Annotated in this window: 12 protein-coding genes; 5 read left to right on the top strand and 7 right to left on the bottom strand. The window is 67.0% G+C overall.

What is annotated here, in order from left to right; all coding sequences use genetic code 11:
* Positions 1–7: 7 nt before the first annotated feature.
* The 3 genes from malQ to glgB are packed head-to-tail and all read right to left on the bottom strand — an operon-like array spanning position 8 to position 5,591.
* Positions 8–1,513, bottom strand: a complete 1,506-nt coding sequence (gene malQ, locus J2X09_RS05130) for a 4-alpha-glucanotransferase (protein ID WP_204732827.1) — start codon at positions 1,511–1,513, stop codon at positions 8–10.
* Positions 1,510–3,678 carry a glycogen debranching protein GlgX gene (gene glgX / locus J2X09_RS05125; protein ID WP_204732828.1) on the bottom strand — a complete coding sequence of 723 codons (2,169 nt, stop codon included), beginning with the start codon at positions 3,676–3,678 and terminating at the stop codon, positions 1,510–1,512. The genes malQ and glgX overlap by 4 nt, the downstream gene beginning before the upstream one ends.
* A complete protein-coding gene (gene glgB / locus J2X09_RS05120) occupies positions 3,675–5,591 on the bottom strand; it encodes a 1,4-alpha-glucan branching protein GlgB (RefSeq protein WP_310307637.1) in 1,917 nt (638 codons plus the stop codon). Before glgB ends, glgX begins: the two co-directional genes overlap by 4 nt.
* A gap of 93 nt (positions 5,592–5,684) precedes the next feature.
* On the opposite strand from glgB, the gene J2X09_RS05115 reads away from it, so the two are divergent.
* Both J2X09_RS05115 and dtd read left to right on the top strand, forming a co-directional pair.
* Positions 5,685–6,614, top strand: coding sequence for a cation diffusion facilitator family transporter (locus J2X09_RS05115; RefSeq protein ID WP_204732832.1), 930 nt, complete (start codon positions 5,685–5,687; stop codon positions 6,612–6,614).
* On the top strand, positions 6,611–7,054 hold the full coding sequence (gene dtd, locus J2X09_RS05110; protein WP_204732833.1) for a D-aminoacyl-tRNA deacylase: 444 nt from the start codon (positions 6,611–6,613) through the stop codon (positions 7,052–7,054). Before J2X09_RS05115 ends, dtd begins: the two co-directional genes overlap by 4 nt.
* 22 nt (positions 7,055–7,076) lie before the next feature.
* Here dtd and ybeY read toward each other — a convergent pair whose 3' ends face one another.
* From ybeY to J2X09_RS05095, 3 genes are read right to left on the bottom strand one after another with little or no spacing between them, the layout of a single operon-like run.
* On the bottom strand, positions 7,077–7,532 hold the full coding sequence (gene ybeY, locus J2X09_RS05105; RefSeq protein WP_204732834.1) for an rRNA maturation RNase YbeY: 456 nt from the start codon (positions 7,530–7,532) through the stop codon (positions 7,077–7,079).
* Complete coding sequence (locus J2X09_RS05100; RefSeq protein ID WP_204732835.1) at positions 7,532–7,939, bottom strand: MliC family protein; 408 nt, start codon at positions 7,937–7,939, stop codon at positions 7,532–7,534. Before J2X09_RS05100 ends, ybeY begins: the two co-directional genes overlap by 1 nt.
* Before the next feature lie 10 nt (positions 7,940–7,949).
* Positions 7,950–8,936 carry a PhoH family protein gene (locus J2X09_RS05095; RefSeq protein ID WP_204732987.1) on the bottom strand — a complete coding sequence of 329 codons (987 nt, stop codon included), beginning with the start codon at positions 8,934–8,936 and terminating at the stop codon, positions 7,950–7,952.
* A 32-nt stretch (positions 8,937–8,968) separates the two neighbouring features.
* Between J2X09_RS05095 and ruvA the strand changes: the two genes are divergently transcribed.
* The 3 genes from ruvA to J2X09_RS05080 all read left to right on the top strand — a co-directional run bounded on the left by ruvA (position 8,969) and on the right by J2X09_RS05080 (position 13,480).
* Positions 8,969–9,547, top strand: a complete 579-nt coding sequence (ruvA, locus tag J2X09_RS05090) for a Holliday junction branch migration protein RuvA (protein WP_204732836.1) — start codon at positions 8,969–8,971, stop codon at positions 9,545–9,547.
* Positions 9,548–10,600, top strand: coding sequence for a Holliday junction branch migration DNA helicase RuvB (ruvB, locus tag J2X09_RS05085; protein WP_204732837.1), 1,053 nt, complete (start codon positions 9,548–9,550; stop codon positions 10,598–10,600).
* Between the two features lie 210 nt (positions 10,601–10,810).
* Positions 10,811–13,480 carry a M66 family metalloprotease gene (locus J2X09_RS05080; protein WP_204732838.1) on the top strand — a complete coding sequence of 890 codons (2,670 nt, stop codon included), beginning with the start codon at positions 10,811–10,813 and terminating at the stop codon, positions 13,478–13,480.
* Here J2X09_RS05080 and J2X09_RS05075 read toward each other — a convergent pair.
* A complete protein-coding gene (locus J2X09_RS05075; protein ID WP_204732839.1) occupies positions 13,404–15,263 on the bottom strand; it encodes a lysoplasmalogenase family protein in 1,860 nt (619 codons plus the stop codon). The genes J2X09_RS05080 and J2X09_RS05075 overlap by 77 nt on opposite strands.

Raw genomic sequence — 15,263 nt, 5'->3', positions numbered from 1 at the left:
TGGCCACTCAGGGTGTCCGGCCGTGCGCGCGTGCCATGGCCAGCAGGCGCTCCGCCGGTCGGTGATCGATCTGGCGCCAGTCGAAGCGCCATTCCCAGCAACCGGTGGCCTGCCCCGGCGTGTTCATGCGGTGCTTGCCATCCAGTCCCACCACGTCCTGGAAAGGCAGCACGACGGTGTTGGCCACCGTCTGCGACAGCGCGGTGATCATCGTCCAGTGCGGCTCGTTGTCCACCCCGGGGCCCAGGTAGGCGCGAGCGGTGGCTTTTTCGTGGCTGGACGCGGTGCGCCACCAGCCCAGCGTGGTGTCGTTGTCGTGCGTGCCGGTGTAGGCCACGCAGTTGTGTTCGAGGTTGTGCGGCAGGTAGGGGTTGCCCGGACCGCCGCCAAAGGCGAACTGGAGAATGCGCATGCCCGGAAAGCCGCAAGCCTCGCGCAACGCCGTCACCTCGGGCGTGATCAGGCCCAGGTCTTCCGCGATGATGGCCAGCGGCCCCAGCTCCTGCTGCAGCTCGGCAAACAAGGCGGTGCCTGGCCCGCTTTGCCACTGCCCGGCCACGGCGGTGGGCTCGCTGGCCGGAATTTCCCAGTGCGCCTCGAAGCCGCGGAAGTGGTCCAGCCGCACCACGTCCACCTGCTGGAAGAGGTGGGCCACGCGGTCCTTCCACCACCGGTAGCCGTTCTGCGCCATCACCGGCCAGTTGTAGAGCGGGTTGCCCCAGCGCTGGCCGGTGGCGCTGAAGTAGTCGGGTGGCACGCCGGCGACCACCTGGGGTTCGAAGTCGTCGCCAAGCAGGAACTGGTCGGCATGGGCCCAGACGTCGGCACTGTGGTGCGCCACGAAGATGGGTGCATCGCCCACGATCTGCACGCCCCGGCTGTGGGCATAGTCGCGCAGCGCTTGCCATTGCACCCAGAAGCGCCACTGCACGAACTGCCAGAAACCGAGCGCCCTGGATGAATGCCGCCGCACCTCGTCCAGCGCCTGCGGGTCGCGCCGGGCCAGTGGCTCGAGCCACTGCGGCCAGCTGCCGATGTGGCGCTCGCTGAGCACCATGAAGAGCGCGTAGTCGTCGAGCCAGTGGGCGTGTTCGGTGCAGAAACCGGCCAGTGCGTCGCGGCTCTCCGGGCTGGCGTGCAGGTTGAAGCCGTCCCAGGCCTTGCGCAGGTGCGCCATGCGCCACGGCGCCACGCGCGCGAAGTCGCACCGGTGGTGGTCGAAGCCCTGGGTCGGCATCCACGGCAACCATCCCATCTGCACCAGATCTTCCAGGTCGACCAGGAGCGGACTGCCCGCGAAGGCCGAGACGCTCTGGTAGGGCGAGTTGCCCGGCCCGGCGGGCGACAGCGGCAGGATCTGCCACATCGACTGGCCGGCGGACACCAGCCAGTCCACGAAATGGCGGGCGCCCACGCCCAGATCGCCGGAGCCATTGGGACCGGGCAGGCTGGTGATGTGCAACAACACGCCACTGGTGCGGCGCGAAAGGAAGGGGTGGATGGTGGTGTTCATGAACGGCCTGGCAGGTGGCCATCGGGCCCATGCAAGCCTTGGACCAGCACCCACACGCCGGTATCGTCCAGCGTGATCTGGCCTGCGGCCACGACCTCGCCGACCAGGTGCACCGCCGGGCGGGCGCTGTCCAGCAGCAAGGCCCAGTCGCCATCGGGCAGTGGCACGGTGATCGCTCCGGGACCGGCGTGCCAGGTCACCCACAGGCGTTCCGTGGGCGTGTCGCCGCTTTCGCCCACGGTGATCACCGCCGTCAGGGTGTGGCGGTCGTGCGCCTGCCACGCTTCGGGTGACATGGCGGTGCCGTCGGCGTCGAGCCAGATGATGTCGGGCTGCGGGCCGGCGCCACCGAACCAGCGCGCGTGGCGCAGGCCGGGGTGGCGGCGCCTCAAGGCGGCCAGGCTGGCCACGAAGCCGGCCAGCATCGTGTCGCCTTGCGCCCAGTCCAGCCAGGTGATCGTGTTGTCCTGGCAATAGACGTTGTTGTTGCCTTGCTGGCTGTGACCGAGCTCGTCGCCCGCCAGCAACTGCGGCGTGCCTTGTGCGCAGAACAGCGTGGCCAGCAGGGCGCGGCGCCACAGCCCGCGACGGTGCTGCACCCCGGGGTCGTCGGTGAGGCCTTCCACGCCGCCGTTGGCACTCAGGTTGTGGCTGTGGCCGTCGCGGTTGTCTTCCCCGTTGGCGGCGTTGTGCTTGTGGCGGTGGGCCGTGAGGTCGGCCAGGTTGAAGCCGTCGTGCGCGGTGACCATGTTCACGCTGGCGGTGGGCAGGCGGTGGTGCCGCTGGAACAGGTCGCTGCTGGCGCAGGTGCGCGTGGCGAGTTCGCCGCGCGTGCCCCCGTGGCCGAGCCAGAAGGCGCGCACGCCATCGCGAAAGCGATCATTCCACTCGAGCCAGCCGGCCTCGAATCCCCCGGTGTGATAGCCGTCAGGGCCCACGTCCCAGGGTTCGGCGATCAGGCGCACGCCACGCAGCACCGGATCTTGCGCCATGGCGCTGAGCAGGGCACTGCGCGCGCGAAAGGCGTGGCCCAGCGCGGCGTCGCGCCCGAGTGAGACGGCCAGGTCGAAGCGGAAGCCATCCACGCCGAAGGCCTGCACCCACCAGCGCAGGCTGTCCATCACCCACGCCAGCACGCGCGGCTCGCTGACCGCCAGGCTGTTGCCCGTGCCGCTGAAGTTGTGCGGCCGGCCTTGGTCGCCCATGGCGTACCAGCGCGTCTGCCCCAGGCCGCGCCAGCTCAGCGTGGGGCCGTCGAGGTCGCTTTCGGCGGTGTGGTTGAACACCACGTCGAGCACCACTTCGATGCCGGCGCGGTGCAGGATGTCGACCATCTGGCGAAACTCCGCGCGCACGGCGGCAGCGTCTTCCGCGCGCGCCGGGCATTGCCCACCCGTGGCGGCGGCGTAGCCCGGCTCGGGCGCGAACGCGTTGAGCGTGTTGTAACCCCAGTGGTTGCTGAGCCCCCGTTCGATCAGGTGGCGCTCGCTGATGTGCTGGTGCACCGGCAGCAGGCACACCGTGGTGATGCCCAGCTGCAGCAGGTGCCGCACCACCGCCGGGTGGGCCAGCGCGGCGTAGCTGCCGCGCTGACTCTCGGGCACTTCGGGGTGCAGGCGGGTGAGTGCTTTCACATGGGCCTCGTAGATCACCACGCGTTCGCCGGCGATGGCCGGGCCGGGCGCGATGGCCCGGCCAGCGGCCAGTTCGGCCTGCGCATCCACCACCACGCAACGCGGCATGTGGCCCGCGTTGTCGGCCGGGTCGGGCTGGTGTTCGTCCCAGGCCTGTGTGGGGTGCAACGGATCGGCGCAGGCGTGGCCGGTCTGCAGGGCCAGGCGTTCGGTGTCGCCCACCAGTGCCAGTGACCAGGGGTCGAGCAGCAGGCGGGCCGGGTTGAAGCGGTGGCCGGTGGACGGCGACCACGGGCCGCTGGCGCGCAGACCATAGAGCTGCCCGGCGACGAGGCCGGGCGCAAAGGCCGCCCAGATGCCGTTGCCGATGGGCTGCAGGCCCACGCGCTCATGTTCCACCGGGGCACCGGGCTCGAAAAGGCAGACATCCACGCCCTGTGCATCGGGGGCCCAGACCGAGAAGTGCACACCTTCCACGCCGCGGCGGTGCCCGGGCTTTGCCCCCAGGGCAGGACCTGCTTCCGTGCTCATGCGCCCCCCTCCGGTTGCAGCCAGAGAACGCCGAGCGGCGGCAGCGTGAAGCTGGCCGACCAGCGCTGGCCGTGCTGACCATTGCTTTCTGCTCTCACGCCACCAAAGTTGCCCACGTTGCTGCCACCGTAGTGCGCCGAGTCGGTGTTGAGCCGCTCGCGCCAGTGCCCTTCGTGCGGGAGTCCCACGCGGTACCCGTGGCGCACCTCCGGGGTGAGGTTGGCGATCACCACCACCGTGTCCTCGGGGGCGTGGCCGTAGCGCGCGAAAGCCAGCACCGAGTGGTCGGCGTCGTCCACCACCAGCCACTGGAAGCTGTGGGGATCGGTGTCGCGCGCGTGCAGGGCAGGCGCGCTGCGGTAGAGGTGGTTGAGGTCGCGCACCAGCTGCTGCACGCCCGCATGCGCCGGGTCCTGCAACAGGTGCCAGGGGAGCTCGGCATCGTGGTTCCACTCGGTGGTCTGCGCCAGCTCGGCGCCCATGAAGAGCAGCTTCTTGCCGGGGTGGGCGTACATCCAGGCGTACAGCGCGCGCAGGTTGGCGAGCTGTTGCCAGCGGTCGCCGGCCATCTTGTTCAGCAGGGAGCCTTTGCCATGCACCACCTCGTCGTGCGAGAGCGGCAGCACGTAGTCCTCGGTGTGCGCGTACATCATGGCAAAGGTCAGCTTGTTGTGGTGCCAGCGCCGGTGGATCGGGTCGAGCCCGAAGTACGACAGGGTGTCGTGCATCCAGCCCATGTTCCATTTGTGGTCGAAGCCGAGCCCGCCCTCGGCCACCGGGCCGGTCACGCGCGGAAAAGCGGTGGACTCCTCGGCGCAGGTGATGGCGCGGGGGGCCTCCCGGTGCAGCACCTCGTGCACTTCTTTCAGGAAGGTGATGGCCTCGTAGTTCTCGCGCCCGCCGTGCTCGTTGGGCACCCACTCGCCGGCGGGGCGGCTGTAATCCCGGTAGAGCATGGAGGCCACCGCGTCGACCCGGAGGCCGTCGACGCCGTACTGCTCGACCCAGAACAGCGCGTTGCCCACCAGGAAGTTGCGCACCTCGTGGCGCCCGAAGTTGTAGATGAGGGTATTCCAGTCGCGGTGGAAGCCTTCGCGTGGGTCGGCGTGTTCGTAGAGCGCCGTGCCGTCAAAGCGGGCCAGCGCGTGTTCGTCGGTGGGGAAGTGCGCGGGCACCCAGTCCAGGATGAGCTGGAGCCCGGCGGCGTGCACGGCCTGCGCGAAGCGGCGAAACGACGCCGGCGAGCCGTGGCGCGCGGTGGGGGCGTACAGGCCGGTGGGCTGGTAGCCCCAGGAGCCGTAGAACGGGTGCTCGCTCACCGGCAGGAGTTCCAGGTGGGTGAAGCCCATCTCCACCGCGTAAGGCACGAGGTGGGTGGTGAGGTCGTCCCAGGTCGGCACCGTGTGCACGCCGTCGGGCCGGCGCCACGAGCCCGCGTGCACCTCGTACACCGCCATGGGCAGATCGGGGCGCTCGTGCACGGCGTCGCCACGCTCGGCCGGAGCGCGCAAGGGCTCGCACACGCGCGCGGCATTGCCGGGTGGCAGTTCGGTTTCCCGGGCGTACGGGTCGGTCTTGAAGACCCGTCGGCCATCGCTGCCCGACACCTCGAACTTGTACCAGTCGCCGACGGCCGCGCCGGGCACGAAGAGCTCCCACACGCCGCAGGCGGGGTGCAGGCGCATGGGCTGCGCAAGCCACTGGTTGAAGTCGCCCACCAACGCCACCTGACGGGCGTGGGGGGCCCACACGGCAAAGGCGGTGCCGCTCTGTCCGTCCAGGGTGGTCGGGTGCGCGCCCAGCTTCTGCCAGGGGCGCAGGTGCTTGCCTTCGGCCAGCAGCCAGACATCGATGTCACCCAGCCAGGCGCTGGCGGGTGCAGGGGCGGTGTGGGGGTCGGGTAGGGCCGTCATGTGTGCGTGTGGTCGAGCCATTCTGTCACCGCTCGCGTCCCGGCCTCTCATTTCCTGGCGTTCCGGGTCGGGGAGGTGGATCACAATCCAGCCATGACACCTGCCCAAGCCGACCTGCTCAGCCCCCGGCGCCTGCTGATGGCATCGATCGTGGTCGCGGTCATCACCATCGCGCTCAAGACCCTGGCCTGGGTGGTGACCGACTCCGTGGGCCTGCTGTCCGATGCCATGGAATCCCTGGTGAACCTCGCCAGCGCGGTGGTCGGCCTGGTGATGGTGACCGTCGCCGCGCGCCCGGCCGACGAGGACCACCCTTACGGGCACCACAAGGCCGAGTACTTTTCGTCGGGCTTCGAGGGCATCCTCATCATCGCGGCCGGGCTGGGCATCATCTGGGCCGCCAGCGCGCGACTGCTCGACCCGCAGCCCATCGAGCAGGTGGGCTGGGGCCTGGCCTTGTCGGTGGCCAGTTCGGTGCTCAATGGCGGGCTGGCCTGGGTGATGCTGCGGGCATCGAAACGGCACCGGTCCATCGCCCTCGAAGCCGATGCGAAGCACCTGTTCTCCGACGTCTGGACCTCCGGGGGCGTTCTGGTGGGCGTGGTGCTGGTCACGTTCACCGGCTGGCTCTGGCTGGACCCGGCGGTGGCCATTCTCGTGGCGCTCAACATCCTCAAGGAGGGGGGACGCCTGGCGTGGCGGTCCTCGCAGGGGCTGATGGACGAGGCGGTGGAGCCGGCGGTGCAGGCCATCATCCAGCAGACACTGGACGGCTTTGCGCGATCGCAGGGCGACGATCGCACCATCCGCTTCGACCACGTGAGCACACGCCGCGCCGGGCAACGGCGTTTCGTGGACTTGCACATGCACGTGCCGGCGGGCTGGACGCTCGGCCGCGCCGCGGCATTGCGGGGCCGCGTGGAGCATGCGCTCATGGATGCGGTGCCCGGGCTGCGCGCGTCCATCCAGCTGCTGCCTGCCGATGTGGAAACACGCTTTTTTGACGAGGACGAATTGACATGATGTCGCTGCTGCAGCGCGTGCGTGAAGCCCGTGTGGACATCGATGGACAGACCGTGGGCGCGATCGGCCACGGCCTGCTGGTGCTGGTGTGCGCCGAGCCCGGCGACACCGCGGCCACCGGAGAGAGACTACTGGCCAAGATACTGAAGCTGCGCATCTTCAGCGACGAGGCCGGCAAGATGAACCGCAGCGTGCAGGACGTGGGCGGCGGTCTGCTGATCGTGAGCCAGTTCACCCTGGCCGCCGACACCCGGAGCGGCAACCGGCCCGGCTTCACGGGTGCCGCCCCGCCCGCCCTGGGTGAGGCACTCTATGACGCGTTCGTGGCGACGGCGCGTGCGCAGCATCCGCTGGTCCAGACCGGCCATTTCGGCGCCGACATGCAGGTGCACCTGATCAACGACGGGCCCGTGACGATCCCCCTGCGAATGACGGCTTGACGCCGCAGGCGGCGCGGGGGATCTAGCGATAGGGATTCGGCTGCCCGAGCCCCGCGAGAATCTCGGTTTCGCGCGCTTCCATTTCTTCGGCGTCGGCCTCGCCGGTCTCGTGGTCCCAGCCCTGGGCGTGCAGGGTGCCGTGCACCAGCAGGTGCGCGTAGTGCTGGGTCAGCGGCTTCTTCAGTTCGGCCGCTTCGCGCGCCACCACGGGCGCGCAGAGCACCAGGTCGGCCATCACCACCGGTTCGATCGCGTAGTCGAAGGTGAGCACGTTGGTGGCGTAGTCGCGGCCGCGGTAGTCGCGGTTGAGCGCCTGGCCTTCTTCGGCGTCGACGATGCGCACGGTGATCTCGGCGTCCGCGTCGAGCGCGTGGCGGATGCAACGGATGACCCAGTGGCGGGGCAGGGCGGCACGGTGCGTGGCGGCGTCGGCCAGTTCGCCGAATTGCAGGGAGAGTGTGAGCGAAGGGAGTGCCATCAGCGTTTGGCCGGTTGGGCGAAGCAGTTGGCCATCAGGATCTGGTCCTGCATGTTGGGGTCGGGCGCGATGGCGCTCAGTTCGCCCTTCATGCCCTGGGTGTACCAGCTCAGGCGGGACTGTGGGTCGAGCGCGAAGAAGCGCACGCCGGTGGTGGCACGGCGGCCCTGCAGCATCAGGGTGCGCTTGTCGTGGTGCAACGCCGCGAACGTGGTGCCATTGCTCAGGTTCAGGTAGGCCAGCTCGATCTCGCCGCCCCCGTCGCATTTGTATTGCACGGCCTGGCTGCTGAAGACGAGCTGGGGTGGCGGGCTGGCCTGGGCTTGCGGGGCTGGGGTGGCACCCTGGGCGGAGACATCGAGGGCCAGCACGGCGACGAGGCTGGCGAACAGGGTTCGTGTGAGCATGGGCAGGCGGTCAGTTGGCGGTGCGGCGCGCGCGCTTCACGGGAGCGGGCGACGTGTCGTCGCGGTCAGGCGATCGCGTGTCGTACGCATCCACGATGCGCGCCACGAGCGGGTGGCGCACCACGTCGGCGCTGGACAGGCGGGTGAAGGCAATGCCCTGCACGCGCTTGAGCACGCGCTCGGCGTCGATCAGGCCACTGAGCTGCGTGCGCGGCAGGTCGATCTGGCTCACATCGCCGGTGACCACCGCCTTGCTGCCGAAGCCTATGCGCGTGAGGAACATCTTCATCTGTTCCGGCGTGGTGTTCTGCGCCTCGTCCAGGATCACGAACGCGTGGTTGAGCGTGCGTCCGCGCATGAAGGCCAGCGGCGCGATCTCGATCTGCTGCCGCTCGAAAGCCTTCTGCACCTTGTCGGCCCCCATCAGGTCGTAGAGCGCGTCGTACAGTGGCCGAAGGTAGGGGTCCACCTTCTGGCCCAGGTCGCCGGGCAGAAAACCCAGCTTCTCGCCGGCCTCCACTGCGGGGCGCGTGAGCACGATGCGCTGCACCGCGCTGCGTTCCAGGGCGTCCACCGCGCAGGCCACGGCGAGGTACGTCTTGCCGGTGCCGGCCGGACCAATGCCGAAGGTGATGTCGTGCGTGGCCATGTTCTCGAGGTAGCGTGCCTGATTGGGTGTGCGCCCGCGCACCTCGCCACGCCGTGTCTGCATGGCCAGCGCGCCGTCACCCGGATCGACCAGCGCCGTGTCGCCGCTGAGCATGAGCTGCACCTGCTCGGCCGGAATGGGCCGCTTCGCCATTTCGTAGAGCGCCTGGAGCGCCTCCAGGGCCTGCGTGGCCTTTGCCTTGGGGCCCTCGATGCGAAACTGCTCGAACCGGTGCGCCACCTTGACCTGCAACGCGGCCTCGATGCTCCGGATATGGCTGTCCATCGGGCCGCACAGATGCGCCATGCGGGTGTTGTCCGGTGGGGAGAAGGTGTGCCTGAGAATCAAACCGATAATCCAGTGAACCAAGGAATTTCCCGATGATAGGCAAGTTGACCGGAACGCTGCTGGAAAAAAATCCGCCCCAGATCCTGCTGGACTGCCATGGCGTGGGTTACGAGGTGGATGTGCCCATGAGCACCTTCTACAACCTGCCCGCCCCGGGCGAGAAGGTGGCCCTGCTCACGCACTTCGTCGTGCGCGAGGATGCGCAGATCCTCTACGGCTTTGGCACCGCACCCGAGCGCGAGGCGTTCCGTCAGCTCATCAAGATCAGTGGCGTGGGCCCGCGCACCGCGCTCTCGGTGCTTTCGGGCATGAGCGTCACCGATCTGGCCCAGGCGGTGAGTGCCCAGGAGAGCGGGCGCATCGTCAAGGTACCCGGTATTGGCAAGAAGACGGCCGAGCGCCTGCTGCTCGAACTCAAGGGCAAGCTGGGCGCCGACATGAACCTGCCCGGTGCAGGTCAGGCCCTGGGCGACGCGCAGGGTGACATCCACCAGGCGCTGGTGGCACTGGGGTACAGCGACAAGGACGCCACCACCGCACTCAAGGCGCTGCCGAAGGATGTGGGTGTGACGGAGGGCATCAAGCTCGCGCTCAAGGCATTGGCAAAGTAAATGAGCATCCAGACCGACGATTTCGCTCCCGCGCCGCGCGTGGTGTCCGCCGCGCCGGCCTCACCCAAGGAAGAGGCGATCGAACGCGCGCTGCGGCCCAAGCTGCTGGACGAGTATGTCGGGCAGGCCAAGGTGCGCGAGCAGCTCGAAATCTTCATCGGCGCGGCCCGCAAGCGCAGCGAGGCACTGGACCATGTGCTGCTGTTCGGCCCGCCCGGGCTGGGCAAGACCACGCTCTCGCACATCATCGCGCAGGAACTGGGCGTGAATCTGCGTCAGACCAGCGGGCCGGTGCTCGAGAAACCGAAAGACCTCGCGGCGCTGCTGACCAATCTCGAAGCCAACGACGTGCTCTTCATCGACGAGATCCACCGGCTCAGCCCAGTCGTCGAGGAAATCCTGTACCCCGCACTGGAGGACTACCAGATCGACATCATGATCGGCGAGGGCCCCGCGGCGCGCAGCATCAAGCTGGACCTGCAGCCCTTCACCCTCGTGGGTGCCACCACGCGCGCCGGCATGCTCACCAACCCGCTGCGCGACCGCTTCGGCATCGTGGCGCGGCTGGAGTTCTACACGGCCGAGGAGCTCGCGCGCATTGTCCAGCGCAGCGCGGGCCTGCTGAACGCACCCATGGAGGCCGAGGGCGGATTCGAGATCGCGCGACGCTCGCGCGGCACGCCCCGCATCGCCAACCGCCTGCTGCGCCGGGTGCGCGACTTCGCCGACGTGAAGGGCAGCGGCACGATCACGAAAGACATCGCCAACCGTGCGCTGGCCATGCTCGACGTGGACCCGCAAGGCTTTGACCTGATGGACCGCAAGCTGCTGGAAGCCGTGATCCACCGTTTCGATGGTGGGCCGGTGGGCCTGGACAACATCGCCGCCAGCATCGGCGAAGAGCGCGACACGATCGAGGATGTGATCGAGCCGTACCTCATCCAGCAGGGCTTCCTGCAGCGCACGCCGCGCGGACGCATCGCCACGCTGGCGGCGTACCGGCACCTGGGGGTGGTGCCGCCAAGCAGTGCAGAGGCGTTGTTCGGCGATTGAGGGGCTCTTGATCGGGTGTGGCACCGGACTGCCCGTGCCATTCCTTTGCTCCCCCGGTCCGTTCGTGCTTCAAAACAGGTGTTTCAATCCGACCGGTACCGGGGTTGGGCTCTCTTCCGGATGCTGCCTTGAGCGCGGTGCATAGTGCCACCGCGCAGCATGGACCGACGGTTCTGTTGCGTGCATCAACTTTGAGAGAGCACGCACGTGGTGACCCACAATACTTCCGGCGACTTTGGAATTTTCAAGCCATTCTTGCTTCTGGGCAGCGTCTTCATCGGCGCACTGATCGTCGTTGCCTGCGGGGGCTCTCCCGCTGGAACGCAGGCGCAGACACCTGAAGAGGATTCATCCGATCCCGTATCTCTTGCCGATCAGGCATTTTTCGACAGTGCCCTGGGTTTCTACGACATCGACCGATCCGGCAACACGCGTCCCATTCGAAATGATCTCGACGGCAAGTTGGCGGGCATGGTGCAGTTCGCGCAGAGTCACACGATCGACCCGACCAACAACGATGCCAAGGAGATGCCTTCGCTGGTGACGCGGCGCGAGGCGTTGCTGCTTTTCACACCCGGCGTCGATGTCATGGCACCGCTCAAGGTGACGGCCAAGATCGACGGGCAAAGTCCAGTGACGTTGACGTTGCTGGCACCGATGAATCTTCCATCCAGCAACGTGGACGACGGGCGCGCGGCAGTCGAGTATTCAAAGCGCGCGTGGTCGATTGCATTGCCATGGGATTTGATGCGCAAGGGCCTGTCATTGCACTTCGAGGACACCAATGGTCTGACAGGAACACTCCCTGCGCACAAGCTCACGTTCGCTGCTCCTGGCAAACTGTATGTGTGGGGTATCCGGCTGGGAATGTTGACAGATCCGCAGGCCGTGACAAGTGACGGTGACAATCAAATCCTGCTAAACCATCCCGCAACGGGGGCGGCCGATTACCTTCAGACATTGCCAGCGTCGCAAATCATCGTCGCCAGTTATGAGACTCAATGGCTCACGCGTGTCATGGTGGGTAGCGGCGCCATCTATGGCACTTCTAGCGCAGACAATGGTGATGCTTACAACGGAGACATGCGCGAGGACGTGGCCAAGGCCACCTACAGTGTGGGTATCAATCAAGCCAACTACGGCGTGACCAGCTCCCGTCTGGACGAGCAGTCGCCAAGCCTCCTGACCTCGCAGTTCGTCTACCACCATGCGGTGGGTGCTTACGCCAATGGGATTCAACGCCATGGACTGTCGGGCGGCAATGCGATCGGCACGCTGTCCCAGTCATCTGGCAATGAGTGGAGCCACGAAATCGGCCACCACTTCGAGATGGGGCACTATCCAGGAGCCATCGGTACCAACTATTTCTGGTCTGCACACCACGCCGACAGCGGCTGGGGATATATCGCTCATCGCAAGCGCATGCGTGCCAACCTCGCGTTCGACAAGGCAGCCCGGACCGGGCTGGATGTCGATGGCTACGCAAATCCGGAATCGTTCATGCGGTTGTACAGCTACAACGCGGATGCAATGGCCGGTGGGTGGGAGCCCGGTGACCTGTCGTTGTACACGCATTACACGGGCTACACGGCCAGACGCATCCAGAACAACGTGATGGCGCGCGCCTGGTATGACGCCGGTTCGTCCACCGGCTACAGCCAATACGATGCGGCATCGGGCCAGGTGGTGGATGCAGTGAAAACTGGCTTCCAGAAAGCAACGCGCTTCGGCGTGCCGGTGTTCACCCTGCTGGGTGGGTACGACCCGGTCAGCGGCACCGCAGTGATGTATCCGCCGGCGCGTGCCAACTACGGAAACGTATACGACAACCTGCCCGAACCCAGCAGTGTGCAGGCCGTCGATGCCTGTTGGCTGGACGTAGGTTACGTCTCGGGTGGCCGGCGTCGTATTGCTGTGGCCGTCACCCGCTTGAACCATGGTGCAGCCAACAAGTACCACGTCAACATTGCTGAACAAGATCGACCGGCCGATGCCGGTCTCTGGTGTCGTACGGCGGGCATCGCGCGCAAACTGGACCAGGTGGTTTTCCCCGATGTCGACCGCTTGGCGCCAATGGAGCCACCCGCAGTGATCGGAGAGGCGGCGGGCTACGAAGCGTTGGCGACAAAAGAGTTGGCGGAACTTGAGCAGGCGCTGTTGACGATGGACGCGACAGGGTCACTGGTGCCAACTTATCGGGTGGATATCCTGTTGCAAAGCTGGAACGATCGGCTTGGAACCTTGAGCACGCGAGCCCAGGCCGTCTGGAGAAAAATCCGCGCACAGCGAATGGCCGTCCGTGAACTGGATCTGTGGATGAACGCGAATGCCGAGGCGCTCGACCTCCAGGACCCGAAAGTGGTGCAGATGCTCAAATCGAAGCTGGTCGAGTCCGGCTGGCTGGCGGCCGGGGCGTCGCTACCGACGCCGGGGCTGGTGCGCGGCGTCAACAACAGCTGCATGAGCCTGCGCCTGAGTGGCAGCGAACTGTCGGCGGCTTCGGTCTGGGTCGTGGCATCCAGCGCCTGCGATGCCTCCAGACCCGAGCAGCAGTGGATCATGGATGCGCAGGGGGCTATTCGCAATGGCCAGAGGCTCGATGCCTGTCTGACAGTCGGTGTGGGCAATGTGCTAAGTCTGAACCAGTGCCGTCCAATGTGGGCTGGTCAGAAATGGACACATGCAAGCGATAACACGCTCCGCTCTGTGCGTAACCAAGATGTGCTGGATCTGGATCAGGCGATCGGGCAAGTCATTCTGTATGGCTATCACGGCAACGCAAACCAGCAATGGAGCGGACTTGTCAAGGCGTCTTCGTTGTTGCCGCTGGTGTATCTGTCGTCGGGCAATGTGCGTCGTCTGTTCGCGCTGCCAGCTTGAGTCCCTTCTCTTGACGCAACCTCCGCAGCGCCCGTGGCCGGGTCTTCAATGACAACGGTCGCTGCCGCTCGGCTGACCTGCCGCGCAGCACGCCCATGACGATCAGCACCTGCGCCAGGTAGTAGGTCGTGAGCACCCAGACCTGGGGCATCGGCAATGGCGACACGAACCGGTTCATGGCCAGCAACGCGTCGCTGACCATGAAACAGCCGGCGCCCAGCGCCACCGCCAACGCCGCGCCGTCGCGGTGCAGCGTGGCTCGGCCGAAGGCCTGCGCCGCCATCAGCGCGATCACCAGCACATAGGCCGCCACCGGGCCACGCAGCGCCGCGGGAAGGCCACCCTGCCAGAGAAAGGCGTACATGGCCATGCCGATGCCCAGCGTGGCCACGAGTGCGAGCCGGCTCGGAAACCACGGCACGCCCTCCCGGAACAGAGCGATGTAGGCCAGATGCGCCACCAGGAAGGACACCAGGCCCGGGATGAAGTAGCCGGGAAACATCAGGAAGGCATCGCCGGCCAGTGAAAAGACGAGGGCGGCGATCAGCAGCAGATCGCAGCGCCGCGGCCCGCCGGTCACGCGTGCGTGCGACACCACCACGCCGATGGCCAGCAGCATCGCCAGCGGCTTGAACACCCGGTGCAGCTCCAGCCAGCCCAGTGCGGCGGTGGCCATGGACAGGGCGCCGCACTCGATCAGCAGCGCTTCGCCCATGCCGATGCGCCCCTGCATCACCGCCCCTATCACCCACAACGCCACCAGCAACACGGTGAACACCACGGCGCTGCGCGCCAGCGGCCATGTATCGGCGAACCAGAGGAAGCCCGCCACGCCCGCCAGCAGCAGCCCGAACTGGATCCCTGCGAACCCCATGGCGCCACGGTCCATGGGGGGTGCGTAACGTTGCACCTGCGCGATGTCGAAGGCCGGGGTCGGAAAGCGTTCGGCCAGGTCGGCGGGGTGCCAGCCCGGCGGCTTGAACCACACCCGCAGTTTGTCGGACCATCGACGGGTGTGCCACGAATCCTTGAGCAAACCCCAGTACACCTCGCCATTGGCCCACAGCGGGTCCCAGCTGCGCAGGGGCTTGCGCGTTCCGTAGACGCACTTCTCGTCTTCTTCCTTGAAGCTGCCGAAGAGCCGGTCCCAGACGATGAGGATGCCGCCGTAGTTGCGGTCCAGATAGCGGTCGTTCACCGCATGGTGCACGCGGTGGTTGGAGGGGCTGCAGAACCAGCGGTCGAACCAGCCGAGCTTGCCGACCTGTTCCGTGTGGACCCAGAACTGGTAGAGCAGATCGATCAGCGCGACCACGCCGAACACCAGCGGCGGCACGCCGGCCACGGCCATCGGCAGGTAGAACACCCAGCCGAGCAATGCGCCTGAACTCGTCTGGCGCAGCGCGGTCGAGAGGTTGTAGTCCTCGCTCTGGTGGTGCACCACATGCGCGGCCCAGAACACGGCGCATTCGTGGCCGGCCCGGTGCAGCCAGTAGTAGCAGAAGTCGTAGAACACCAGGGCCACCAGCCAGCCGGCCCAGGAGGTCCAGAAGGGGTGGTCGGGCCAGATCGCCACCGCCGAGTAGACAGCGGTGTAGATGCCCACGCGCAGCAGCCGCGTGAACACCGCGCTGATCTGGCTGAGCATGCCCAGGCCGATGCTGGTGATGGCGTCGTCCAGCCGGTAGGTGTTGCGCCGGCGCTTCACACCGATGGCGTACTCGACCGCGATCAGCGCGAAGAACACCGGCGTGGCCAGCACGATGATCTGGCTGGGGCTCAT

Source organism: Hydrogenophaga laconesensis, from assembly GCF_031457235.1.
GTDB classification, from domain to species: Bacteria; Pseudomonadota; Gammaproteobacteria; order Burkholderiales; family Burkholderiaceae_C; genus Hydrogenophaga; species Hydrogenophaga laconesensis.
Note: the sequence above shows the minus strand (reverse complement) of the source record. Positions and strands in the feature narration are given on the sequence as shown.